At 72.6% G+C, this 23,991-nt stretch carries 23 protein-coding genes and 1 pseudogene; 16 read left to right on the top strand and 8 right to left on the bottom strand.

What is annotated here, in order from left to right; genetic code table 11:
• Nucleotides 1-29: 29 nt before the first annotated feature.
• Genes UK12_RS07510 through UK12_RS07485 form a run of 6 tightly spaced genes read left to right on the top strand, consistent with a single transcriptional unit; the run spans nt 30 to nt 7,813 of the window.
• A complete protein-coding gene (locus UK12_RS07510; RefSeq protein ID WP_045300931.1) occupies nt 30-938 on the top strand; it encodes a phytanoyl-CoA dioxygenase family protein in 909 nt (302 codons plus the stop codon).
• A complete protein-coding gene (locus UK12_RS37250) occupies nt 925-3,399 on the top strand; it encodes an amino acid adenylation domain-containing protein (protein ID WP_063838220.1) in 2,475 nt (824 codons plus the stop codon). Before UK12_RS07510 ends, UK12_RS37250 begins: the two co-directional genes overlap by 14 nt.
• A complete protein-coding gene (locus UK12_RS07500; protein WP_045300929.1) occupies nt 3,393-4,412 on the top strand; it encodes a zinc-dependent alcohol dehydrogenase in 1,020 nt (339 codons plus the stop codon). Before UK12_RS37250 ends, UK12_RS07500 begins: the two co-directional genes overlap by 7 nt.
• Entirely contained in the window at nt 4,409-5,488 is a 1,080-nt protein-coding gene (gene argC / locus UK12_RS07495) for an N-acetyl-gamma-glutamyl-phosphate reductase (RefSeq protein WP_045300928.1), read from the top strand. Before UK12_RS07500 ends, argC begins: the two co-directional genes overlap by 4 nt.
• A 5-nt stretch (nt 5,489-5,493) precedes the next feature.
• Nucleotides 5,494-6,666: a phosphoglycerate kinase gene (gene pgk, locus UK12_RS07490; protein ID WP_045300926.1), complete on the top strand. Its 1,173-nt coding sequence runs from the start codon at nt 5,494-5,496 to the stop codon at nt 6,664-6,666.
• A complete protein-coding gene (locus UK12_RS07485) occupies nt 6,656-7,813 on the top strand; it encodes an iron-containing alcohol dehydrogenase (protein WP_045300924.1) in 1,158 nt (385 codons plus the stop codon). Before pgk ends, UK12_RS07485 begins: the two co-directional genes overlap by 11 nt.
• Nucleotides 7,814-7,859: 46 nt before the next feature.
• Here UK12_RS07485 and UK12_RS07480 read toward each other — a convergent pair whose 3' ends face one another.
• Complete coding sequence (locus UK12_RS07480; RefSeq protein WP_231591081.1) at nt 7,860-9,176, bottom strand: cytochrome P450; 1,317 nt, start codon at nt 9,174-9,176, stop codon at nt 7,860-7,862.
• A gap of 256 nt (nt 9,177-9,432) precedes the next feature.
• On the opposite strand from UK12_RS07480, the gene UK12_RS07475 reads away from it, so the two are divergent.
• Entirely contained in the window at nt 9,433-9,843 is a 411-nt protein-coding gene (locus tag UK12_RS07475; RefSeq protein ID WP_045300922.1) for an HIT family protein, read from the top strand.
• Between the two features lie 254 nt (nt 9,844-10,097).
• Here UK12_RS07475 and UK12_RS43050 read toward each other — a convergent pair whose 3' ends face one another.
• Nucleotides 10,098-10,289 carry a CapA family protein gene (locus UK12_RS43050; RefSeq protein WP_231591080.1) on the bottom strand — a complete coding sequence of 64 codons (192 nt, stop codon included), beginning with the start codon at nt 10,287-10,289 and terminating at the stop codon, nt 10,098-10,100.
• A gap of 699 nt (nt 10,290-10,988) precedes the next feature.
• Here UK12_RS43050 and UK12_RS39490 point away from each other — a divergent pair.
• The 3 genes from UK12_RS39490 to UK12_RS07460 all read left to right on the top strand — a co-directional run bounded on the left by UK12_RS39490 (nt 10,989) and on the right by UK12_RS07460 (nt 14,258).
• Nucleotides 10,989-11,480 (top strand): hypothetical protein, encoded by a 492-nt coding sequence (locus tag UK12_RS39490; RefSeq protein ID WP_156178589.1) that lies wholly within the window; start codon nt 10,989-10,991, stop codon nt 11,478-11,480.
• A gap of 1,227 nt (nt 11,481-12,707) precedes the next feature.
• Entirely contained in the window at nt 12,708-13,139 is a 432-nt protein-coding gene (locus UK12_RS44975; protein WP_197084634.1) for a SpoIIE family protein phosphatase, read from the top strand.
• Between the two features lie 123 nt (nt 13,140-13,262).
• Nucleotides 13,263-14,258 carry a DUF2278 family protein gene (locus tag UK12_RS07460; protein WP_045300916.1) on the top strand — a complete coding sequence of 332 codons (996 nt, stop codon included), beginning with the start codon at nt 13,263-13,265 and terminating at the stop codon, nt 14,256-14,258.
• A gap of 36 nt (nt 14,259-14,294) precedes the next feature.
• Here UK12_RS07460 and UK12_RS40985 read toward each other — a convergent pair whose 3' ends face one another.
• Nucleotides 14,295-14,759, bottom strand: coding sequence for a hypothetical protein (locus tag UK12_RS40985; protein WP_045300914.1), 465 nt, complete (start codon nt 14,757-14,759; stop codon nt 14,295-14,297).
• A 199-nt stretch (nt 14,760-14,958) separates the two neighbouring features.
• Here UK12_RS40985 and UK12_RS07450 point away from each other — a divergent pair, with 199 nt between their 5' ends.
• Entirely contained in the window at nt 14,959-15,876 is a 918-nt protein-coding gene (locus UK12_RS07450) for an SGNH/GDSL hydrolase family protein (protein ID WP_052681691.1), read from the top strand.
• 81 nt (nt 15,877-15,957) lie between these two features.
• On the opposite strand, the gene UK12_RS07445 is transcribed toward UK12_RS07450, so the two are convergent.
• Nucleotides 15,958-16,386 carry a CBS domain-containing protein gene (locus UK12_RS07445; protein WP_045300907.1) on the bottom strand — a complete coding sequence of 143 codons (429 nt, stop codon included), beginning with the start codon at nt 16,384-16,386 and terminating at the stop codon, nt 15,958-15,960.
• A gap of 325 nt (nt 16,387-16,711) precedes the next feature.
• Nucleotides 16,712-17,456: pseudogene (locus UK12_RS07440) on the bottom strand (slipin family protein); the annotation flags it as partial.
• 134 nt (nt 17,457-17,590) lie between these two features.
• Between UK12_RS07440 and UK12_RS07435 the strand changes: the two are divergent.
• Entirely contained in the window at nt 17,591-18,370 is a 780-nt protein-coding gene (locus UK12_RS07435) for a uracil-DNA glycosylase (RefSeq protein WP_045300906.1), read from the top strand.
• A gap of 65 nt (nt 18,371-18,435) precedes the next feature.
• On the opposite strand, the gene UK12_RS07430 is transcribed toward UK12_RS07435, so the two are convergent.
• From UK12_RS07430 to UK12_RS36380, 3 genes are all read right to left on the bottom strand, one after another.
• On the bottom strand, nt 18,436-19,278 hold the full coding sequence (locus UK12_RS07430) for a CHAD domain-containing protein (protein ID WP_052681689.1): 843 nt from the start codon (nt 19,276-19,278) through the stop codon (nt 18,436-18,438).
• A 201-nt stretch (nt 19,279-19,479) separates the two neighbouring features.
• Nucleotides 19,480-19,866, bottom strand: a complete 387-nt coding sequence (locus UK12_RS07425) for a hypothetical protein (RefSeq protein ID WP_045300905.1) — start codon at nt 19,864-19,866, stop codon at nt 19,480-19,482.
• The gene (locus UK12_RS36380; protein ID WP_156178588.1) at nt 19,863-20,366 is read right to left on the bottom strand and encodes a hypothetical protein; all 504 of its coding nucleotides are present in this window, start codon (nt 20,364-20,366) and stop codon (nt 19,863-19,865) included. The genes UK12_RS07425 and UK12_RS36380 overlap by 4 nt, the downstream gene beginning before the upstream one ends.
• Before the next feature lie 278 nt (nt 20,367-20,644).
• Here UK12_RS36380 and UK12_RS36375 point away from each other — a divergent pair, with 278 nt between their 5' ends.
• The 4 genes from UK12_RS36375 (at nt 20,645) to UK12_RS07400 (ending at nt 23,985) form a co-directional block, all read left to right on the top strand.
• Nucleotides 20,645-21,280, top strand: a complete 636-nt coding sequence (locus tag UK12_RS36375) for a hypothetical protein (protein ID WP_156178587.1) — start codon at nt 20,645-20,647, stop codon at nt 21,278-21,280.
• 221 nt (nt 21,281-21,501) lie between these two features.
• Complete coding sequence (locus UK12_RS07410) at nt 21,502-22,311, top strand: DsbA family protein (RefSeq protein WP_045300904.1); 810 nt, start codon at nt 21,502-21,504, stop codon at nt 22,309-22,311.
• A 4-nt stretch (nt 22,312-22,315) separates the two neighbouring features.
• Nucleotides 22,316-22,885 (top strand): vitamin K epoxide reductase family protein, encoded by a 570-nt coding sequence (locus tag UK12_RS07405; protein WP_045300902.1) that lies wholly within the window; start codon nt 22,316-22,318, stop codon nt 22,883-22,885.
• 332 nt (nt 22,886-23,217) lie between these two features.
• Nucleotides 23,218-23,985 carry an amino acid--tRNA ligase-related protein gene (locus UK12_RS07400; RefSeq protein ID WP_045300900.1) on the top strand — a complete coding sequence of 256 codons (768 nt, stop codon included), beginning with the start codon at nt 23,218-23,220 and terminating at the stop codon, nt 23,983-23,985.
• The last annotated feature ends 6 nt before the right edge of the window (nt 23,986-23,991 follow it).

Genomic DNA, 23,991 nt, shown 5'->3' with positions numbered 1-23,991 from the left:
CCCGCCCACCGCTGACGAAAGGCACTGGCATGCACATCGCGACCATCCGCGAATCGACCATGAAGACCGAACAGGAGCGGGACTGGTCCCCGCTCACCGACGAGCAGTTCGAGAGCTACGAGCAGAACGGGTACCTGCACCTCAAGGGCCTGTTCACCCCCGAGGAGGTGCAGCGCGGCCTCGCCGTCATCGACGAGGTGGTCGGCCAGGGCGCGCCCACCATCGAGAACCACGCCAGCTTCACCGACCGCAGCCACACCGTCCGGGTGCGCGACGCGGTGACCCGCACGGCCGGCATGGACTACTTCCTCGACCACCCCAAGCTGGTCGGCCCGCTGATGACCCTGCTGACCAACAGCGTGCAGATCCTGGGCACCGAGATATTCGTCCGCTCGCTCCAGGACGAGGCGCTGGAGTACTGGCACACCGACGGCGGCGAGTACCTCCAGCGGGTCCGGCTCGCCCACGGCAGCCCCAGCCTCCAGATCAAGGCGCAGATCTTCTTCACCGACGTCACCCGGTCCGACAGCGGCAACTTCCTGCTCGTTCCCGGCAGCCACCGCCGGGTGCCGACCGACCAGACCGCGCTCTGCTACATCGAGGAGCTGGACGAGCCGCTGCGCCGCGGCGAGCTCCCCGGGGAGGCCGTCGAGGTCAAGGCGGCCCCCGGCGACGTGCTGCTGTTCCCGTACTCGCTGTGGCACGCCGTGGCGCCCAACAAGACCCAGGAGCGCAAGACCTTCATCCTGCGCTACGGGCACCTGTGGCACCGCCCGCACGACTACCTCCAGCAGCCCGCCGAGGTGCTGGAGCGGATGTCGCCGCGCCTGCGGCGGATGTTCGGCGACTTCGGCCCCAAGGTCCACCCCACGGACTACTACAAGCCCGTCGACCAGGGCGACGTGATGGCGGTCGGTGGCAACCATGGCGGGGAGTGAACTGCCGGCGGACGTCGGCTCGCTGCCCGAGCTGTTCGCCCGGGTGGCCGGTGACCGCGGGGACGCGCCCGCGGTCGCCGGCGGCGGCCACGAGGTCGGCTACGCCGAGCTCGACCGCTCGGCCGAGGCCGTCGCCGCGCTGCTCGGCGCGGCCGGCATCGGCCGCGGCGACCTGGTGGGGGTGCTGCTGGAGCGCTCCCACCAGGCGCCGGCCTGGATCCTCGGGGTGCTGAAGGCCGGGGCGGCCTACGTACCGCTCGACCCCTCCTACCCGCCGGAGCGGCTCGCCTACCTGGCCGAGGACGCCGGCCTCGCGGCCCTGGTCGCCGCCCCCGAGCGGGCGGCGGCCTGCGGGCTGGACTCGCTCCCGGTGATCGACCCGGCCGCCACGCCGCCCGCCCCGGCCGCGGCGGCGGCACCGCCTGGACCGGACGACCCGGCCTACGTGATCTACACCTCCGGCTCCACCGGCCTGCCCAAGGGCTGCGTGGTCACCCACGGCAACGTGCTCGCGCTGCTGCGGGCCACCCTGCCGCTGTTCGACGTCGACGCGGACGACCGCTGGACCTTGTTCCACTCGGCCGCGTTCGACTTCTCGGTCTGGGAGCTCTGGGGTGCCTGGGCGTGCGGCGGGACCGCGGTCGTGGTCCCCGCCGAAACCGCCCAGGCGCCCGAGGAGTTCCTGCGGCTGCTGCGCGACGAGCGCGTCACGGTGCTCAACCAGGTGCCCTCCGCGTTCCGCTACCTGGCCCGGGAGTACGCCGACTCCGGCGCCCCGGCGCTGCCGCTGCGGTACGTGGTCTTCGGCGGCGAGAGCGTCGACCTCGACGTGGTGCGGGCGTTCCTCGCCGCCGTACCCGAGTCCGCGCCCGAGATGGTCAACATGTACGGCATCACCGAGATCACCGTGCACGCCACGTACCTGCGGCTCACGCCCGAGGATCTGGCCGGGGAGGTCCGGTCGCCGATCGGCCGCCCGCTGCCGCACCTGTCCGTCGAACTGCGCGACGAGGAGCTGCGGCCGGTCGAGGACGGTGCGGTCGGCGAGATGTGGGTGGCGGGCGCGGGGGTCGCCACCGGCTATCTGAACCGGCCCGAGCTCAGCGCCGACCGGTTCCGCACGCTCGACGGCCGCCGGCTGTACCGCACCGGCGACCTGGCCCGCCGGCTGCCCGACGGGCAGCTCGCCTACCTCGGCCGCAACGACCAGCAGGTCAAGCTGCGCGGCCACCGGGTCGAGCTCGGCGAGGTGGAGGCCGGCCTGCGGACCGCCGAGCAGGTCTCGGACGCGGCCGCACTGGTCACCCGGGACAGCGCCGGCAACGACCTGCTGACCGCTCTGGTGGTACCGGCCGTTCCCGGCACCCTCGATGTCGCCGCGCTGCGGCGGCACGCCCGCACGACCATGCCGGGACAGCTGGTGCCCAACCGGTTCCACCGGGTGGACGCGCTCCCGCTGACCTCCTCCGGGAAGCTGGACCGGCGCGCGCTGGCCGAGCTCGCCGCCGAGGCCGCCGCTCCGCGCCCCCGGATCCTGGTGGTCGACCCGATCCACCAGGGGGCGCTGGAGGAGCTCCAGCGCCGGCACGACGTGACCGTCGCGCTGCGCCCGCCCGCCGAGGAGCTTCTCCGGCTGGTGCGCGACAAGGAGGTGGTCGTGCTGCGCAGCGGGGTGCGGCTGGACGCCGGGGTGATCGCCGCGGCGAACCGGCTCAAGGTGATCGCCCGGGCCGGCTCCGGTGTCGACAACATCGACCTGGCGGCGGCCAGGGCGGCCGGCGTGACCACCTTCAACATCCCCGCGGTGTCCGCCCCGGCGGTCGCGGAGCTGGCGCTCGGGCTGATGCTCACGGTCGGGCGGCACATCGCGCTGGCCGACCGCCAGGTCCGGCAGGGCATCTGGAACAAGTCCGCGCTGTCCGGCGCGGAGCTGGCCGGCAAGACCCTCGGCCTGGTCGGTCTCGGCCGGATCGGCTCGCGGATCGCGGCGCTGGGCCGGGCTCTGGGCATGCGGGTCCTGGTCGACGTCGACCGGGCCACCGAGGAGCGGCGGCGGGAGCTGGAACTGCACGGCTACGAGCTGGTCGCCCTGGACCAGCTGCTGCCGGCCGCCGACGTGGTGTGCCTGGCGGTGCCGCTGACCGAGCAGACGCACCACCTGATCGACGCCGCCGCCCTGGCCGTGATGAAGCCGACCAGCCTCCTGGTCAACGTCTCCCGGGGTCTGGTGGTCGACGAGGACGCGCTCTACGAGGCGCTCGCGGGCGGCGGAATCGCCGGCGCGGGCCTGGACGTGGTCGCCCGCGAGGGGCAGCCGAACCGGCTGAGCGAGCTGGACAACGTAGTGATCACCCCGCACATCGGGGCGATGTCGGCGGACTCACAGGCCCGGATCGGACGGATCCTGGTCGACTCGGTGAACGCCGCCCTGGCCGGCCGGGAGGTCGCGAACACATGCTGATGAACAGCGCGGTGCTGGCCGACTACGGCCGCATCGAGCCCCGGCGCACCCCCCTTCCGGCGGTCGCCGAGGGCGAGCTCCTGGTCCGGGTGCTGGCCACCGGGATCTGCGGCTCGGACCTGGCGACCTTCCGCGGCGCCCACCCGTACAAGACCGCGCCGACCGTGCTCGGCCACGAGCTGTGCGGGACGGTCGAACGGGCGGCCGGCGGGTTCGCGGCCGGGGACTTGGTGTGCGCCGCGGCCTACTCGCACTGCGGGAGCTGCGCGATGTGCCGCCAGGGGCGCACCAACCTCTGCGGTGCCAAGCGCAACCTGTGCCACCTCGGGTGGGACGGCTCCTTCGCGGAGTACGTGACGCTCCGGCCGAACATGGCCTTCCGGCTGCCCGCGGGCACCGATCCGGTGCTCGGGGCGCTGGTGGAGCCGCTGTCGATCGCCGTCCACGCGGTCAACCTGGCCGGCCCCGCGCAGGGCCGGACGCTGCGCGTCATCGGCGCGGGGAACATCGGTCTCGGCTGCCTGATCGCGGCCCGCCGGCTCGGGTACGGCCGGGTGGTCTGCTCCGACCTCGGACCGGAGAAGGGCCGCCGGGCCGCCGCGCTGGGTGCGGACGGCTACCTGGACGTGCTGGCCGACGGCGGCGGGGCGGCCGCCACGGCGCCCGAGGCCGACGTGGTGATGGTCGCCTCGAGCCATCCGGGCGCGGTCGACGAGGCGGTGCAGGCGGTCCGGCCCGGCGGCACCGTGGTGGTGGTGAGCTTCTTCGACCGTCCGCCCGCGGTGGCGGTCAACGCCCTGGTGGGCAAGGAGGTTCAGGTGGTCGGCTCCTCGCTGTCCACCGCCGAGGACTTCCGCACCGTGATCTCCTGGCTGGCCGAGGGCACGATCGACCCGATGCCCATGGTCACCCACCGTTTCGAACTGTCCGACGCCGACGCCGCCATGCGCCTGATGGCCGCGGGCGAACCGGCCACCGGCAAGATCATCATTACTCCGCGAGGTGACGCATGACTCTCCACATCGGAATCGTCGGGGGCACCGGCCACGCAGGGGGCGAGCTGTGCCGGCTCCTGCTGAACCACCCCGCCGTCGACACCATCGTCCCGACCGCCCGCAACGGCGAGGAGCTCGAACGGGTCCACCCGAACCTGCTCGGCAGCGGGCTGCGGTTCGTGACGGTGGAGCAGCTCCAGGAGCGCGCCGACGAGCTCGACGTGGTGTTCTTCTGCACCCCGTCCGGTGAGGCGATGCGGTCGGCGCCGTTCTTCCTGGAGCGCGGCGTGAAGGTGGTCGACGTCAGCGCCGACTTCCGGTTCGGCGACCCCGAGCGGTACGCGGCGGTGTACGGCGAGCCGCACGCCAGCCCGCAGCTGCTGCCCGAGGCAGTGTACGGGATCACCGAGCTGCACCGCGAACAGGTCGCCACCGCACGGCTGGTGGCCAACCCGGGCTGCTACGCGATCACCGCGGTGCTCGGACTCGCGCCCCTGCTGGCCTCCGGGCTGGCGGACCTGGACACCGCGATCCACCTCGCGGCGGTCAACGGCACCTCCGGCGCGGGCAGCAAGCCGGTCACCGAGGTGATGCACGCGGAGGCGTTCGGCTCCATGCTGCCGTACAGCCTGGAGGGGCACCGGCACGGCCCTGAGCTGGAGACCCACCTGGCGCCGCTGGCCGGGCGCGAGCTGTGCGTCGACATGACCACCGCCCACGGCAACTTCGTCCGCGGCATCTACGTCCAGGCCAGCGTGGCGGTGCGGGCCGAGGCCCGGGCCGAGGTCGACCGGTCGCGACTGCTGGACCTCTACGAACGCCACTACGCCGGTGAGCACTTCGTCCGGGTCAACTCCTTCGCCAAGAAGGGCAAGCTCAACTCCAAGGAGTACGGCGTCTATCCGAGCCTGAACGCGGTGGTCGGTTCCAACTTCTGCCACCTCGGGGTGGACTACGACCCGGTCCGGGGCTTCGTCAAGGTGGTGGCGGTGAGCGACAACCTGGTGAAGGGGGCGGCCGGTTCGGCGATCCAGAACATGAACGTGATGTTCGGGCTGGACGAGCGGGCCGGCCTGGGCCACTACGGGCTGTGAGAGCGATGCGGCTGCTCTCCGAGCACCGGCCCGCGCCCGGCGAGCGCTGGATCTACTCGGCCGGGTTCAACGTCGGTCCGGCGCTGGCCGACACCGGCCGGATCGACACCGAACTGGCCGACCTGCGGCGGCTGTCCGCCGCCGGGGCCCGGGTCGCGCTGCTCAGCCACCAGGGCAGCGCCAAGGACGGCACCGCCCGCCACCTCGAGTACATCGCCGAGTACCTCGGCCGTCGGCTCGGGCAGCGGGTCCGCTACCTGCCGGAGAACGCCTCGGCCTGGGCGCGGGCCCGGTCCGAGGGCCTCCAGGACGGCGAGATCGCCCTGTTCGGGAACACCCGGCTGAACCCGGGCGAGGAGCGCGAGGACGGCGAACTGTCCTGTGCGCTCGCCGGGTTGGGCGACCGGGTGGCCGTCGGCGGCTTCTCCAAGGCGCACCGGCGGCACGCGTCCAACACCGGCCTGCTCAACCACCTGCCCGGCTACGCGACCGACAGCCTGGTCGAGGAGGCTGCTGCGCTCGACCCCTGGGCGGCCGGGGCGGGCGGGGCCGGCGGATATTCGGCGGCGGTGCTCGGCGGGGTGAAACCGGAGAAGACCCTCATCGGTCTCGCCAGTCTCAGCCGCAGCTACGACCTGGTGGTCCCGGGCGGGGTGGTGCTCAACACCCTGCTCGCGGCGGCCGGCCACCGGATCGGCCGGTCCGAGCTGGGCAGCGCACCCGAGCGGTGCGCCGAGGTCGCCCGCGCCGTACTGGCGCAGGACGGCGGCGCCAGGATCCACCTCCCGAGCACCCTCGTGGTGGCAGGACCGGACGGCACCCTGCGGCGGGTGACGGTCGAGCAGGGTGTCCCCGACGACTGCGCGGTGGTCGACTTCGAGGTCGAGTCCTGGGCGCTCGACCTGCTCCGCCGCGCCGACCGCGCGGTGGTCGCGGGCACCCCGGGACGCTACACGGAGGGCAACCGCCACGCCGCCGCAGCCATCCTGCGGGCCCGCTCGGGCCGCGAGGCGGGCACCCTCCTGCTGGGCGGGGACACCGTGGCCGAACTGCCCTGGGACGGGCCGAGGTCCACCGGCGGCGGTTCGGCACTCCAGTACCTGGCCGAGGGCACCTGCGCGGTGTTCGAGGCCCTGAAGGACAACGAGCGGCGAGGAGCCGGACACCATGACCTCTGACCCGACCACAGGACCGGACGTCGGCACCGACCTCGACCTCCCGGTCGCCACCCGGGTGGTCTTCGGCCGAGGCACCCTCGACCGGCTCGGCAGCCTGGCCGCGCCGCTGGGCGGGCACGCCCTGCTGGTCTGCGGACGCTCCGCGATGCGGCGCCACGGCTACCTCGACCGGGCGGTGGCCGCGCTGACGGCGGCGGGCGTCGCGGTCACGGTCTTCGACCGGGCCAGCGCCAACCCCCGGTCCGACGAGATCGACGAGGCGGTGGCGCTGGCCCGGTCGAACTCCTGCGACCTGGTGGTCGGCCTGGGCGGCGGCAGCGCCATCGACGCGGCGAAGGCCGTCGCGGTGACCGCCGGCGCCGACACCGTGCGCGACCTGATCGGGCTGACGCTGCCGGCCTCCGACGCCGCCCTGCCGATCGTCGCCGTGCCGACGACCGCGGGCAGCGGTTCCGAGGTCACCAAGGGGGCGATCGTCACCGACGTGGTCCGCAACTTCAAGTCCGGGATCCGCGGCGACGACGTGGCACCCCGGATCGCCGTCGTCGATCCCGACCTCACCGAGCCGCTGCCGACCGCGCTCGCGGTGGAGAGCGGGTTCGACGCCCTGGCGCACGCCGTCGAGGGAGCCGTCGCAGTCCGCGCGACCGAGCAGAGCCGGGCGTACTCCCGCCGCGCCCTCACCCTGATCCGGGACAGCTTCCCGCGTGTCGCGAGCGGGACGGCCGATCCGCAGGTACGCGAGGACATGGCCCTGGCGGCCCTGCTCGGCGGGGTCAACGTGGCAACGGTCAGCACCTGCCTGCCCCACCGCCTCCAGCAGGCCATGGGCGCGGTGCCGCGGATCGAGGTCTCCCACGGCCAGGGCCTGGCCCTGCTGTACCCCGCCTGGCTGCGCAGCGCCTACCCCCACGCCCAGGACGCGTTCGACGCGGTCGCCGACGCGCTCGGCCACCGGGACGCCGGACAGGCCGTCCAAGCGGTCATCGAGACGGGCGGCCTCGGCGGCACCCTCGCCGACCGGGGCTTCACCGGCCGGGACATCGACACCTTCGTGGCGGGCATCAGCGGGAACCTCGACAACGACCCGCACCCGGCCGTCGACACCGACCTCGCCAGGAGCCTCTACCGGGACTCCCTCGGGTAGGACGCTCCCCCTGCCACCCCGCCCCCCTCGGGCCCCTCGCCTCCTCCTACCGCCCCGCCTCCCTACTCCAGCGGATCGGCAGGTGTTTGAGCCCGTTCTGGAAGTTGGAGACCAGTCGCGGCAGCGGCCCACCGACGGCAACCTCCAGCCCGGGCAGCTTGTCGACGACCTGACGGATCATCACTCCCATCTGCACTCTGGCGAGTTGCGCCCCCAGGCAGAAGTGCGGACCGTCGCCGAAGCCGAGGTGGTCATTGGGTGTGCGCGTGATGTCGAAGCGGTCCGGATCCGGGAAGACGGCCTCGTCGCGGTTGGCGGAGGCATGGTGGACCACCACCTTGTCGCCGCGCCGGATCCGCCGCCCGGCCAGCTCCACATCCCGGGTGGCGGTGCGCCGGAAGTCCAGCACGGGCGGCCAGAACCGGAGCATCTCCTCGACCGCCGAGGCGGTGAGCTCCGGCCGGCCGCACAGCAGTCGGTACTGGTCGGGGTGGGCGAGGAGGGCGGCCAGGCCGCCGGGCAGGCCGTTGCGCAGCGTCTCGTTCCCGGCCACCGCGAAGAGGAAGAACATCGTCTCGAACTCCTCGACGCTCAGCCCGCCCTCTCTCATCCGGGCCAACACGCTGCCGGGGGTGGGCTGTTCGGCCAGCGCATGGGCATAGGCGAACATATCGGCGAGCGCGGCCCGCGAGCGCGGGTTGACCGGTCGGCCGTCCGGGGCGGTCAGGGTGGCGGGGCGGTGGGCGAGCGCCGCACGTCCCGCCTCGGACAGCCGGCCGGGGTCGGCGGTGCTGGAGCGGGCGTACTCGGTGTCCTGGTAGCCGATCACCCGGTTCGCCCAGTCCACCAGCAACTGCCGGTCCTGCTCGGGAACGCCCATCATCCGGGCCAGCGTCCACACCGGCAGGTCGGCCGCCAGCTGCACGAAGTCCGCCTCACCCAACGGCCTTACGGCGTGGACCAGTTCCCCGGCCCGACGCTCGATGGCGGCGGTCAGCTCTCGGATGGCGCGCGGAGTGAAGGCCCCGGCGACGATCCGGCGCAGCCGGGAGTGGTCGGGCGGGTCCTGGTTGAGCATCATCGTCCGGGCGAAGTCCAGGTCCGCCGCGGAGTCGGGGTCGCGGATCTGGGTCGCTCCCAGGTGCGAGGAGAACAGCTCCGGGGTGCGCAGCACGTACTTGACGTCGGCGTGCCGCAGCACGGCCCAGTAGCCGGGCCCGGCGGGCCAGTTGCCGACCGGCGGCTCCTCGACCCAGCAGACCGGCGCGGTGGCGCGCAGCTCCCGGAAGAGCCCGTACGGCACCCCCTCGGCATAGGTCTCGGGAAGGAAGAGCCGGTTCACCCGCGCCTGATCGAGGATCACAACGACCGACCGTACGACAGCGCCGCGCCGGACGCCAGGAGCACGCGGAACAGGTGCCCGATCACACGGACACCCGCACCGCGCCGGTCGGACCTTCTCGGTGCGGACGGCCGCGACGAACTGGGCCACCCGGCCCTCTCGGCCGTGGCCTGCAGCACCCGCGTGGGCGATCGGCCCTTCGGTCCGGCTCCGACGCGTGCACGACGAGCCTCCGGAGAACGAGTCCTGGGCGGCGAGCAGGGGTGATAATCCGCGGATGGAGTGCCTCTTCTGTGCGGTGGTGGCCGGAGAAGCCGCGACGTATCTGGTGATGGAGGACGAGGGGGCGGTTGCCTTTCTGGATCACCGCCCGTTGTTCCCAGGGCATGTGCTGGTGGTGCCTCGTCCGCATGTGGCGACACTGACGGACCTCGCGGCGGCGGAGGTGGGCCCGTTCTTCCTGAGCGTGCAGCGGATGACCGCGGCGGTGGAGCGGGGTATGGCGGCGGCGGGCAGCCTGGTGCTGGCCAACAACCGGATCAGCCAGTCGGTGCCGCATCTTCACGTCCATGTGATCCCGCGCAACCCCGGGGATGGGCTGCGCGGCTTCCTCTGGCCGCGTACCAGGTACCGGGACGAAGGAGAGGCAGCCGGGATCGCGGCCAGGATCAGGTCCGCGTTGACGTGAAATCCCTTGCGTGACACGGGTTGTGGTGCCAGGACAGTCGGATCGGTGGTCGACGCGTGGAAAGCGGCGGGCGCACCAACGGTCTGCTGGGCCATGACCGTGGGCAACTCATCCCAGGCCCAGCGAGCCCGCGCCACGGCTCAGGGCGACGGCGCGGGCCCGGTGGTCCGCCCGGTCGTAGCGGCTGCGGCGATCGGGGGCGCGGTTCGGGCCGGCGAGTGCGGCGTGGAGGTCGAGGGTGCGGATCCGCGGGGTCAGCTCGATGAGGGTGGAGGTGCAGGCCCCCTGACCTCGACGGTGTTCAGCCGGTCCGCGTCCGCCCTGCTCCGGGCCGATCCGGTATGCCTCAGCTCGGCCGCGTCAAGGGCGTCCAGGGTCCGCAGCACGCCGGCCTCTCCCTGTTCCAGCGTGCGGCTGGACGCCGTCGAGCAGCTGCGGAATCCCACCTCCCGTGAGGCCGTTCGGCAGTAGTCGCAGCATCCCGGGACCTCGTCGGCTCCGCCAGAGCGCCGGCTCGACCGATGAGGTCGACGCCAGTACCCTCGCGCAGCGCCTCTTACCAGGGCGGATGAGGTTGTCGGCAAGGGCGAGGCCGTCCCACGGGCCGGCCGCCCACGGTGGCGGTCACCCGGTCAAAGCCGCCCACGAACCACCTCTTCCGCCCGAAACTGCTGCGGCTGAGTGACAAGGGTACGGCTCCCCGAGGATGTTCACGATATGACGAGTTGACTCCTCTTAACTTCTCCTGAGATTCGGATGCGTCACCCACCAGGTGGCCGCCTGCGTTCGCCGCCCATGGAGGTCATCGGATGAATCTTCGTCGCAGGGTTGCAGCGTCGCTGGCGGGTGCGGTGGTCGCCCTTACGTCTCCGTCGGCAGGCGTCGCTGCGCAGGCGTCTGCACGGCACGCCTCCGGCTCCCCGTGGCTCCAGGACGGGGACGGGGACAGGGACAGGGACCACCATCACCACAATCCCTGGCGCGACTGCCACAGTCCCCTCCGTGTCGTACTCATCGACCAACAGTTCAGGGTGATCCTGAAAAACGGCCGGCGTGGGCCGGAGGCCATCCTCCTCCAGAGGGACCCGTCATCCCCGTCCTCGTCGCCGGCGGAACCATGGAGTGGCTTTACTGTTTCAACGTATTTGGACGTGAATTATCCCACCCAGACCAGCAACCAGTACGAGTGGAAGATTCGTGACTTCTTCAGGGAGCACCCGCTCTTCGTGGTGAAGGCATTCGACAGTCACGAACGGGCGTTCCCCTTCCCGGCTGCCCACTGCATCGACGACGAAGACGACGGTGGCCGTGGTAACCGTGCTCATCCGGATGGTGATGGTGAAGCTGCCGAAGGGAGAGGCGCGTCCGGCTCCCCGTCACCCCAGGGAGGGGACCAGCATCAAAACGGCAAGAGTGAGCCGGAGACGCCCGGCTCCGGAGGCACCATCCGCCCTCTTCCGCGCGATGCGGCGGCTTCCGGTAGGAGCGGCCGTCTTTTGAGCGCGAAGCACATCGGGATCGCGTCCGGCGGTTTGCTGATGGTTCTGGGAATGCTGGCTACGGCATGGCTTCGCCGACGTCGTTCTGCCACGCGGTCCTCGGCCGGAAGAGGAACCGGCAGCACCTTCGGTCCCTGACATCACGTCGCAGCAGGAGCCTGATGAGCCGCCGCCCCAGCCGTACCGACAACGAACGGCCGGCCTCCGGGGAGGCGGCCGGGTCGGCCACGCCGGGACGGTCCCGCAGCCATGCGGCTCCCCTCCAACGACCCGCTTGGCCGTCGGTCAGGCGAAGCCGTAGTCCTCCGTAGTCGGACCTGCAGGTCGGAGAAGACCCGCTGTGCCCGGTCGCCCCGATGAGTCATCCCGGCGCTGCAGGGGAGTTTCGAGAGTTCGGCGTCGGCGTTTCTCGTAGTGGATCAGTCTGCCTGGCTATCACGGTCGGGTACCGACCGGCCGACCCCGGTGCGGAGATCGGGGCCGAGACGAGCAGGTCTCTCTTCCCTCGGCAGCACCTGCGGTTCGACCGCCATCGGCGGGCACGCATAGCCGCTGCTGCTGGTCGCCGGAGCCCCACCAGCAGGACTGGTCAGGAGGAACTGCTGCTTCCGGTGGAGGCCGACCCGGCCGAGAGGCTGAGCTCATCCGAGAGGCTGGGCTCGTCCGAAGGGCTGGGCTCGTCCGAAGGGCTGGGCTCGTCCGAAGGGCTGGGTGTGGCCGAAGGGCTGGGTGTGGCCGAGGAGCTCGGGCGGGGGTCGTGGCGGCAGATCAAGTCGGGGCTTTTGAATCCAAAGCTCAGGCCCCAATCCTTGTCGCAGCCGCCCCAGTACGTTCCCACCCAGCCGCAGTAGGGACCGCCGTAGCTGTGACAGGGGGGCGCTGACCCCTGCGGACCCGGATTCGTGAAGGGGAGCTGTGGTGATTCGGCTTCGATCCGCGAGGCGCCGGCGGCGCTGACCATGCGGACCTGCGTGGCATCGGAACCCTGGGACATCCAATCCGCAAAGAAGAGGGGCAGGCCGAAGGCTGAGGCGGAAGCCGCCACCGTTGAAGCAACGAGAGCGCAGCGGGTGAGGCGCATGACTGTTCCTCTTGGCTTTGTGGTCCGGGGCAGGTGTGAATGAACTCTGTGCACGAGCGCCGCCACTGTGGGCGCCGGAATTTAACGTATGGTATGACGAACCCTCAGTAGTCGGCGAACCGTCAATCAGGCGGCCTTGCTCCGGTTTTTCACTCGAAAAGCCTCGCCTCGATCCACTGTCGATGTGACACCGAACTGCATTGAAGTGCCGCTCGTCTCTCCCGAGGTCCTCAGCGTCCGTCCGTCCCCGGCCCGGTGCGGAGGTCCCGGCGCTCACCGCACGCATGCAGCCCGCCCCTGGCCGCCCAGGGCAGCCCGGCTCTGTTCCGGGCCCTCACCGTCATGACCGCCTACCACACGCCCGCTACCACCGCTGCCGCATCGCCACCGCCGGCCACCTGCCACCGGTCCGCACCCGCCCGAGCCGTCCGCCGGCCCTGCTCGACCTCCCGACCGGCGCGCCCCTGGGAGTCGGCGGCGTCGCCTTCCACGACACCCCCATCGACCTCGCGATCGGCGACGAACCCGTCCTCGGGCGGAGGACCGCGGACGTGCCGGTGGACGGACGGCGGGTCGTCGTCTCGGTGGGGTTGCGGCGCCCGGTGTGCCCGCGAACCTCAGACAGAGACACGCACACGGACGATTCATTCACGCGCGCGGCAGCGGAGTGCACGACGGGCCGGACCTCCGGGACGGCGCAACCCGGGCGCTCATGACTCGCCGTCGGACGGCATGCGGGTGAACACCGCGTGGTTCTCCGCCCCGCCCAGCCGCCGATCGGCGATAACGGGAGCAATCCGGGTCACCGCTACCCGCAGATTCAGCCGAGAGGACGACAGATGCCCCTGATCAACTACGGCGTGCTCGCCGCCAGAGCCGTCGAGAGCGTGCGCGAGGCAGCGAAGGTTTCGACGCCGCACTACCAGATCCACGTACGCGACGACGGCGGCACCGACTACCGGATCGCCGTGAACGTCAGGTCCCAGGACACGCCGCCGAACCTGCTGTACGTCGCCGTCGACGACTTCCACCACCCGCTGACGCAGCTGCTTCCTCCGGCCGGCAGCGGCTGGCACCCTGAGCCGTCCCGGCCCGGCACGGCCTGCCTCGACTTCATCCGCGGGAACCTCTTCGACCCGGCCACCATGCGCGTCCTCCCGCCCGACGCCCCCGGCCTCGACAACGACCTGGAGGACCTGCTCGACCACTACGTCCAGCGTGCCATCGCCGACCAGACCATCGGCCTCTACGTTTTCGGCCAGCGCTGGCCCACCGACGCCGGAGACAAGGTCTTCGACTTCCAGCCCGGAAACGGCGTCCACGACATCCACATGAACCAGGGCAACGACGCGGCGCACGCCAACGACGACGGGGTCCGGCAGGACGGCGGCCTGCTGCTGCACGTGGCCTCGGAGAACCGCTGGGTCGCGATCTTCCTGGCCTTCCAGTCCCAGTCCTGGCACACCGACGACACCACCGGCCATGCCCTCGCCCCCGCCCGGCCCACCGCCCCGCACCAGGAGCCGGTGCGGATCTCGGCCGCGCTGGTCAACCCGCTCGCCCCGGCGGCCGAGACGGTCACCCTGGTCAACACCTCGGCCGCGCCGATCAACCTCCAGGGCTGGCACCTCAGCGACCAGCAGAAGAACCTGCTGCCGCTGCCCGACACCGAACTCCAGCCCGGCGCCAGCACCACCCTCCAGGCCGCGAACGGCTTCCGACTGGGCGAGGACGGCGGCGTGATCTCCCTCCTCGACCCGGCCGGCCTCAAGGTGCACGGCGTCGCCTACACCAGGAAGCAGGCGTCCGCCCCGGGTCAGACCCTCACTTTCTGAGGGCCCGCCCCCGGCCTGGGAGGACTCCGTTGCGCATCACCGACGCCCAACACCGGGAACCGCACCGCAATCCGCCCGCACCGCGCCGGACTGCTGCGGGTGACCGTCCAGGCCAGCCAGCCCGGTCGGCCGTTCGAGCTCGCGGACCTGCGGGCCCTGCTCACCGCCGACGTCCTGGCGCGCACGGCCGAGCTCCAGGACCTTCAAGTGATCACCCGGCTCGCGCTTCCCGACGCCCCGGCCGAGCAGATCGAGGCCCTGCTGCGGGGAGACCGGCCAGCTCACCGAGCAGGGCCTCGCCGACGCCGGGGCAACTTTGGCGTCGGCATCCCGCAGCACGGCCCAGTAGCCGGGCCCGGCGGGCCAGTTGCCGACCGGCGGCTCCTCGACCCGGCAGACCGGCGCGGTGGCGCGCAGCTCCCGGAAGAGCCCGTACGGCAGACCCTCGACAGAGGTCCCGGGAAGGAAGAACCGGTTCACCCGCGCCTGGTCCAAGGTCACAGCCACCGACCGTGCGACAGCACGGCGCCGCACGCCGGAACCCGTCCGCCCGCCCGCCTCCGTCCCGGGAACCGCGTCCCGGGCCGGGGGCGGGCAGGACGGCACGGCGGCCCCAGTTCGGTCGGAGCCCTACACAGGCGCAAGTGCCGCGCAGTAGCCTCGCGGGACCCAATCACCGGGCTCCGCTGGAGGGTTGTCCATGCGCCGACACCTGCTCCCCCGCCTCCCCCACCTCCGCTCGCACCGTCTTCGAGTCGCGCTGCCGGCCGCCGCCCTGGCCATCGCCACGCTGTTCGGGGCCAGCGGACCGGCCGCCGCGGCAACCGGAGCAGCACCGCCGCGCTCAACAACTCCCAGCTACTACCTGGCACTTGGCGACTCGCTGGCGGCCGGCTACCAGTCACTGCCGGGCGGCGGCCACGTCACCGGCCGCGGCTACGCCCAGGACATCGCCCGCACCCTCGGCGCCCGGGCGTCCGCCTCGGGCCTGCCCTTCGACTTCACCGACCTCGGCTGCCCCGGCGAGACGACCGGGACGATGATCGACGGTGGCTGCCCGTACCCGCACCCCTACGCCGACTCGCAGCTCTCGGCCGCGGTGGACTTCCTGCGCCGGCATCACGGCGACCGGGTCCTGGTGACCCTGGACATCGGTGCCAACGACGTGGACGGCTGCCTCACCGGCGGCAAGGTCGACCTGCCCTGCGCACTGACCGGCGTCGGCACGGCCACCCGGGGCCTCGACACCGTCCTCGGCCGGCTCAGGGGCGCTGCGGGCCCGCACACCCGCGTACTCGGCATGAACCTCTACGACCCGTTCCTGGCAGTCTGGCTGACGGGCGGTCAGGGGCGCGCGCAGGCGGCGCTCTCGGTGGCGCTGGTGAACGTGCTGAACGCGGCGATCGGCGCCACCGACGCCGCCCACGGGGTGCCGACCGTCGACGTGGCGGGCGCCTTCGCCACCGACTCGTTCCTCCCACTGGTGCCGTGGAACGGGCAGCGACTGCCGCTGAACGTGGCGCGGGTCATGCAGTGGACCAACATGGCCCGGGGCGACATCCACGCCGACGACACGGGTTACCAGGCGATCGCGGACGCCTTCCTCGCCAGGATCTGACCACCCGCACGCGGATCGGTTGCCCGACCGCCCAGGCACCCGATCCGTACCGGTCATACCCTCGTCCCCGCTCCGCGTCGGTCAGACCTTCTCGCTGCAGACGGCCGCGACGAACTCGGCCACCCGCTCCTGCGGCAGTCCCCGGGCGATGTCGGCCTCACTGATCATGCCGACCAGTTTGTGCTCGGGGTGGTTGATCACCGGCAGGCGGCGGACCCGGTGCTCCTCCATCATCTCCAGCACCTGTTCGACGTCCTCGTCCGCCTCCACCACCAGGGGCCGTCCCAGGGCGAGTTGACCGGCGGTGGTGTGGGCCGGGTCCAGGCCGGCGGCGACGCATCGCAGGACGATGTCGCGGTCGGTGATGATGCCCAGCAGCTTCTGGTTCTCCCCGCAGATCGGCAGCGCGCCGACGTCGCGCTCCTTCATGATCCGGGCCGCCTCGGCGAGGGTCTCGTGCTCCCGGACGCATTCCGCACCGGCGTGCATGATGTCTTTTGCGGTGGTCATTGTCCGGCCTCCTGCCGTGAGTGCACAGCCCCGTTACTCCATCCTGGTCCGGGCCGTCCGGCGTCGCCACCGGGATCGGCGCCGTCCTTCGGCATCCGGTCGGACTGCTGCTCGCCATCCCCCGCGTCCGGAGCCGCGTCCGGAGCCACGACCGCGTCCGGCAGGGGCGACTGCGCGAGGACCTCGTCCAGCGACGGCAGTTCCAGCTGTTCCACCCCGCGCACCTCGGGCAGCGGCGCCGACGGCTCGGGCCCAGCGGCCGCCGTGCCGCCGCCCTTCTCCTCCCCGCCCCCTGCTGCGGTCCCGCCGCCACCGGTTCTGCTCGCGTTGTCCAGGAAACGCAGCAGCTCCACCGGGAAGGGCAGGACGAGAGTCGAGTTCTTCTCCGCCGCGACCTCCACCACCGTCTGCAACAGCCGCAGTTGCAGCGCGGCCGGTGCCCTGCTCATGATCGTGGCGGCCTCGGAGAGCCGGGCGGACGCCTGGTACTCGCCGTCCGCCGTGATGATCCGGGCCCGCCGCTCGCGCTCGGCCTCCGCCTGCCGGGACATCGAGCGCTTCATCGACTCGGGCAGGGCCACGTCCTTGATCTCCACCCGGTCGATCTCGATGCCCCAGCCCAGCGCCGGGCTGTCCAGCATCAGTTCCAGTCCCTGGTTGATCGGCTCGCGGTTGGCCAGCAGGTCGTCCAGCTCGCTCTTGCCGATGATCGAACGCAGCGAGGTCTGGGCCACCTGGGAGATCGCGAACTGGTAGTCCTGCACGTTGACCGCAGCCCGCACCGGGTCGACGACCCTGAAGTAGACGACGGCGTCCACCCGCACCGTGACGTTGTCCCGGGTGATGCCCTCCTGGGCCGGGATCGGCATGGTGACGATCTGCACGTTCACCTTGCTCATCCGATCCGCCACGGGCATCAGCACCGCCAGCCCCGGCTGCCTGATCTGCTCGCGCACCCGGCCGAACCGGAACACCACACCGCGCTGGAACTGCTGCACGACCCGGATACTGAGCCCCGCCCACACGCCCAACAGACCGGCCGCACCCAGAATCGCGTCAACAATGAGCATCGCCGTCACCTCGGCCACCCGACTCCGCACTAGCCCGTTCCACGCTACTCCGCCAAGGCCCCCCGCGATCACCGCAGTCCGCCCCAGGGCCCGTCTCTGCCGGGAGTCTGAAGACGGGCCCTAGGATTCGCCGCATGAGCGCCGCCGCACCCCCGCCGCCACCGCCGTCTCCCTGCCACCCGGCGGACACCGTGCGCAGCCTCGCCGAGCTGGACTCCGCGGTCACGCACTGCCGGGCCTGCCCGCGCCTGGTCAGCTGGCGCGAGGAGGCGGCGCGGACCAAACGCCGCTCGTACCAGGACTGGGACTACTGGGCCCGGCCGATCCCCGGCTTCGGCCCGCCCGACGCCGCACTCGTGCTGGTCGGTCTCGCCCCGGCCGCGCACGGCGCCAACCGGACCGGCCGGATCTTCACCGGCGATCCCTCCGGCGACCTGCTCTACGCGGCCCTCTACGACCTCGGGCTGGCCTCCCAGCCGACCGCCGTCAGCCGCGACGACGGCCTGGAACTGTACGGCGTCCGGATCACCGACCCGGTCCGCTGCGCACCGCCCGACAACAAGCCGTCCGTCACCGAGCGGGACACCTGCCGCCCGTGGCTGGAGCGCGAACTGGGCTATCTGCGGCCGACCGTACGGTCCGTGGTCGCACTCGGCGGCTTCGCCTGGCAGGCCCTGCTGCCCGCGCTGGCCGGCGCCGGGTGGGAGCTGCCCCGGCCACGCCCCGTGTTCGGGCACGGCGCACGGGTGCTGCTCCCGGCCGCCGACGGGGGCGCGCCGCTGGAACTCTTCGGCTGCTACCACGTCAGCCCCCGCAACACCAACACCGGCCGGCTGACCACGGCCATGCTGCGCCGACTGCTCGCCGACGCCGCCCACTCCGCCGGCCTCACCACCCTCCCGCACACCCCCTGAACAGCGGCGCGGATCACCGCGTACCTCCGCGCCCCCCGGCAGCCTGTCCCCTGCGGGGGCGAGTCCTACTCGAACCCCGGCGACTTGCGCGCCTTCCGCCAGACCTCAGGCAGCCGCTCCCGCGCCCGTTCGGCCACCGTCAGCTGACCGCCGTACAACACTCCGTAGCCGAACGCCCGCCCGACGTCGGCCCCGACGGCCAGTTCCCGCAGCGCGCTGCGCGCTACCACACTGTCCTGGTGCGCGCCGAGCAGCTCCTGCAGCGCCTTCATCCGCGCGGTGAAGCGCTCCCCCGGCTCGCCGGCCGTCTCCCCCGCGTACCTCGCCCACTTCGCGGCCTTCCGGGCCTCGTGCAGCGCCCGGTCGGTCTCCTCGCCGGACGTCGCCCGACGGGCGGCCTTGAGCCTGGCGGCGGTACGGCGCTGCTCCCGCCGGGCCAGCTCACCGAGCGCGGGCAGGTCGGCGGCGGACGGCGGCCGCTGCGCCAGCTCCCGCAGCTCGGCGAGCAGCGCCAGGTAGCGGGGACTGTCCAGGGCGGCCGTCACCGCAGGCCAGGCGGCGCGGTACCGTTCGCGCGACCAGGCGGCGAGCGCCTGCGCCAGCGCCTCGGGCTCGCACTCGGGCGGCAGTTCGCGCGCCTGGGCGACCAGCAGGTCACCGAGCACCTCGGTGTCCCTGGCCTGTCCGAGACAGCCTCCGAGCCAGCGCAGTTCACGCCCCGTCCCGGCGAGTGGAGCACCGTACGGGCGCAGCGCGGCGCGCAGCCGCCGACAGGCGACCCGCATCCGGTGGACGGCGTCCGGCGCGTCCGCCCGTACCTCCGGTCCCAGGCCGGCCAGCACCTCGGCCTGCTCGACGATCCGGGCGTGCAGCAGTGCCCCCGCCGCCGGAACTTCCTTCTGCGGCATACCGTCCGCCCTCTCCTGGGCTTCCAGGCTATGCCGCCGCCTCCCCGGCCGGACCCACGCCGCAGGCCCGTCGTTCGTACGGGTACGGGACGCGATCCAGCCGGTCCCCCCGGCCCGCCGTGCCAAGCCCCGCCGGGCCGAGCCCGGTTGACGGGCTCGGCCGGGCTCGACCGGGCTCGGCCGGGAGACACCGTCGAGGTGCTACGGCCGCAGCTGGATCGCCAGCGAGAGGGTGTAGCCGACGAGTGCCCCGAAGAAGGCCACGGCGGTGGCGTGCCGGGCGGTGAACGGCAGTGCGGCGAGCGACGGGTAGAGCAGTACGGCGATCGCGGCGGCACCGTCGGCGACGTACAGGCCGGTCGGCGGGACGACGGCGGTGGTGTGCGCCGCCCAGCCCGTGGCCACCAGGAATCCGGTGAGCAGCACGAAGCCGGAGAGCAGGCCCGCGCCGATGCTGGAGAGGGCCGGGTGCGGCGAGTCGTCCCCCGCGTCGGGGGACGGTGCGGGACGCAGGCGCTGGGCGACGGCGAGGCTGCCGAGCGCGACGGTGACGGCTACGGCAGCGCCGATGATCGGGACGGGGTTCAACTGCGGCTCCGGGTGACGGGGAACGAGTGGCCGATGGCCGCCAGTGCGGCCGGCAGCAGGATGGTGACGAGCACGACCGCCGCCCACACCACCGGGTCGAGACCCGGTGCGGCCGCCGGTGGCGTCGGCGGTGGCGGCACGGCCACTGCGGTGGTCACCACCGGGGCCGGGGTCGGCAGTGCGCTGTACGCGGGGGTCGGTTCCGGTGCGGGCGGCGCGGAGGGCTTCTGCGGGTGCGGGACGACCGCCGCCACGGACTTGGTGGGCGTCGGTGCGGGCGTGAACGTGGGCGAAGGGTGCGGCTGCGGGCTCGGCGGCGCGGACGGCACCGGCGGCAGCGGCACATCGGGCGGCGAGGGCGGGTCGGGTACCGGCGGCGTCGGTACCGGCGGCAGTGGGGGATGCGGAGGGTGCGGGGGATGCGGAGCTTCGGGCGGCGTCGGGGGCGTGGGCAGGGGCGGCGCCGGGACGTCGGGCGGGCAGCCGGGAGGATCGTCCATCGGCCGATTGTCCATCCGGCCGGAGCGGGGTGGCAGCGGATCACCCGTCCACCGCCCGGTGATCGCCCCGGCGGGTGACGACAGCCGGACTGGCTTGCGATTCAAGGCACTCGACATGGCAGAGATGTTCGATCGGACCCGGTCGAACCACGGCCCTCGGACCACGGCACCCGGCTGCCGCCGACCACTCCGCCGACCCGCTCCCCCCGCACCGCGCCCGCGGTGCCGCCAAGGTGCCCTCGTGCGCGGCGGCGGGGCCGTGTCATACTCCGAGCACCATGACTGACAGCCAGGCGACCAGGGCTCTGCGGGCAGCGGTGTTCACCGCGCTCGCCGTTCCGCTGTCCGCGCTCGGCCAAGTCGTGATCACCGGGCGGCCGTTGCCGCTGAGCCTGGTGGCCGTCGCGACGGCGGCCGTGTTCCTGGCCGCCCTGCCCGCCTGCGGCGGTCAGCGGCGCTTCCTGCACATCTCGGCGGTCCTGGTACCGATCGAACTGCTGCTGAACACCGCCTTCAACCTCGGCCAGGACGCCTGTGCCGCGCCCTCGCACGGCGTCGATCTGCTGGTCTGCGGCGGGAGTTCGGTCAAGGAGTCGTTCCTGACCGCGAGCGCCCCGGGCACGGCCCAGGCGCTGGTCCTGATGGTGCACCTGCTGCTCGCGTTCGCCGCCGCGCTCTGGCTGCGCCTGGGCGAGGCCGCGCTCCACGATCTGGCCGAGGCCAAACGCGCGCTCGGCGAGCTGCTCGCCGCCCCGCTGCGGGCTCTCCTGCTGCCCGCCCCGCTGCCGAACTGCCCGGCCTCCCTGACGCCGCCACCGACGGCCGAGGACTGCCTCCCCCGCCGCGCGGACGTGGTGCTCACCCCCGCGCCCCGGCGCGGACCGCCGGCCCCGGCGTTCGCGCTCGCCTGCTGACGACGTCCGCCGCCTCCGGGTCCTGCACGGCCCGGCGCGAGCCGACCTGACGATCCGTCGGCCCACCACCCCACCACTTCCCCGCCACCGGGTGGACCCCGCCCCGGCCCGCAGCACCGCCTCCGACGCACCCCCGCGCCCGCGCGGCCGCGTGCCGGTCCGGCCGTGTCGAACGCGCCGGGTCCGTGGTCCGCCCCTGCTCCAAGGAGTTGACCTTCACCATGAGCACCCCGCAGTCCCCCAAGCCCAGCCCCCGCGAGCGTCTGCGCGAGGCGCAGCTGCGCGAGGCCCGCAGCGCCGCCGTCCGCCGCCGGACCGTCGTCGGCGCCTCGATACTCGGCGTCCTCGCCCTGGCCGCCGCGACCACGCTCGCCATCAGCACCGCGAGCGACGGCAGCAGCAGCAGCTCCGACACGGCCTCGGTGTCCAGCGCGCTGGTGACCCCGGCCAACACCTCGGGCCAGAACGGCACGGTGATCGTCTACGGCCGCGCCGACGCCCCGCACACCCTGCAGGTGTTCGAGGACTTCCGCTGCCCGATCTGCAAGGTCTTCGAGGGCTCGGCCGGGAAGGCGGTCCAGCAGCTCGCCGACGACGGCACGTACAAGATCGAGTACCACCTGGCGGCCTTCCTCGACGACAACCTCGGCGGGCAGGGCTCGAAGACCGCGCTGGCCGCCGTCGGCGCGGCCATCAACGAGGGCGGTGCAGCGAAGTTCAAGCAGTTCCACGACGTGCTGTACGCCAACCAGCCCGAGGAGCGGGTGGACGGCTTCGGCGACGTGAACCACATCCTCGCGCTGGCCGACAAGGTGCCGGGGCTGAAGACCGAAGCGTTCACCAAGGCCGTCACCGAGGGCACCTACCGCCCCTGGGCGGGCAAGGTCGCCGCCGCCTTCAACGGCAGCGGTGTCACCGGTACCCCGACCATCAAGCTCGACGGCAAGGCGCTGGAGCTCTTCGACTCCAAGGGCACCCCGCTGACCGCCGAGCAGTTCACCGCCGTGGTCCGCCAGGCCACCGGGAGCTGACGCCATGGCCACAGCGACCCCGATCGGGGCGAGCCGCGCCCAGGCCGTCCTGCTGACGGTCTGCGGCGCACTGGGCCTGGCCGCCTCGGCCGTGCTCACCGCCGACAAGATCCGGCTGCTGCAGAACCCGGACTACGTCCCCGGCTGCAACATCAACCCGATCATCAGCTGCGGCTCGGTCATGCGCACCCCGCAGGCCGAGGTCTTCGGCTTCCCCAACTCCCTCATCGGCCTTGCCGCCTTCGCCGCCGTCCTGGCGGCCGGGGTCGGCCTGCTCGCCGGCGCCACGTACCGGCCCTGGTTCTGGTGGACCCTCCAGGCCGGCACGGTCGCCGGCCTGGGCTTCGTCCTCTGGCTGATCGACCAGGCCCTGTACGAGATCGGGGCGCTGTGCCCGTACTGCATGGTGGTGTGGGCCGTGGTCCTGCCGCTGGGCTGGTACACCCTGCTGCACAACCGTCCGAACTGGCGGACCGCAGCCCGCTACCACTGGGTCCTGCCCGCCCTCTGGTACGCGGGCATCGCCCTGCTGGTACTCAACCGCTTCTGGTACTACTGGCGGACCCTGCTCTGACCCGATCCGCCTCACCGCACGGGGGTCCGGCAAATCGCGTTGCGGTCTGCCGGACCCCGGCCCTAGCCTCACCTGCAACACGTCGAGGGAGCCGAGTACCCCCGGGTTCACGTGAGCGGAGAGAGCCGCCGGCAGCTGGGAAGGCGGCCTCACGTCCCGTGGGGGAAGACACTCCTGAGTGCGAGGAGGAAATGCCTCGCCGGTCGGCCTCCGTCATCGGGCCGCAATGAGGCCGCCGCCCCCGGGCAGCGGCAGAAGTGCGGTGGCACCGCGAGTTGCCCCTTCTCGCCCGCACTCCGAAGGGATCATGACGACGCCCTTGGAGGGCTGCGATGATCCACCCGACCACCCGCGTGCTGGCCGCCGAACTGCACGGCCACGTGGGCGAAACCGTCGAAGTCTCCGGCTGGCTGCACCGCCGCCGGGGGCTCAAATCCGTCACCTTCCTGGTGATCCGGGACCGCTCCGGGCTGGCCCAGTACACCAGCCTGGACGCCGAGTTGGGCTTCGTCACCGACCACCGCGACGTACAGGCGGTGCTCCGCGAGGCGCTCGCCGGGATGCTGGCCTCGGTCGCCGAACGCGCCGCCGGCGCAGTGGACTTGCTCTCGCTGCACCTGCCGGAGGTACCCGCCGAGATCCCCCAGGTGCACTTCTCCGAGGCCATGCGGATGCTCGGCACCGACGAACCGGACCTCGCCCCCGCGCACGAGCGGTGGCTCGGCGAGTGGGCGCTGCGGGAGTACGGAAGCGAGTTCCTCTTCGTCGTCGGCTACCCGATGCGCAAGCGGCCCCTCTACACCCACCCGGACCCGGCCAGGCCCGACTACTCCAACAGCTTCGACCTGCTCTTCCGGGGCCTGGAACTGGTCACCGGCGGCCAGCGGCTGCACCGCCACGAGGACTACCTCGCCGCGCTCGCGGCGCGCGGCGAGCCCGTCGAACCGTACGCGGGCTACCTCCGGGCGTTCGCGCACGGGATGCCGCCGCACGGCGGATTCGCGCTCGGCCTGGAACGCTGGACGGCCCGGCTCACCGGGGCCGACAACGTGCGGCGCACCACGCTCTTCCCCCGCGACCTGCACCGCTTGACACCCTGACGGCAC

It is taken from the genome of Saccharothrix sp. ST-888 (assembly GCF_000955975.1).
Taxonomy (GTDB): Bacteria; Actinomycetota; Actinomycetes; order Streptomycetales; family Streptomycetaceae; genus Kitasatospora.
Note: the sequence above shows the minus strand (reverse complement) of the source record. Positions and strands in the feature narration are given on the sequence as shown.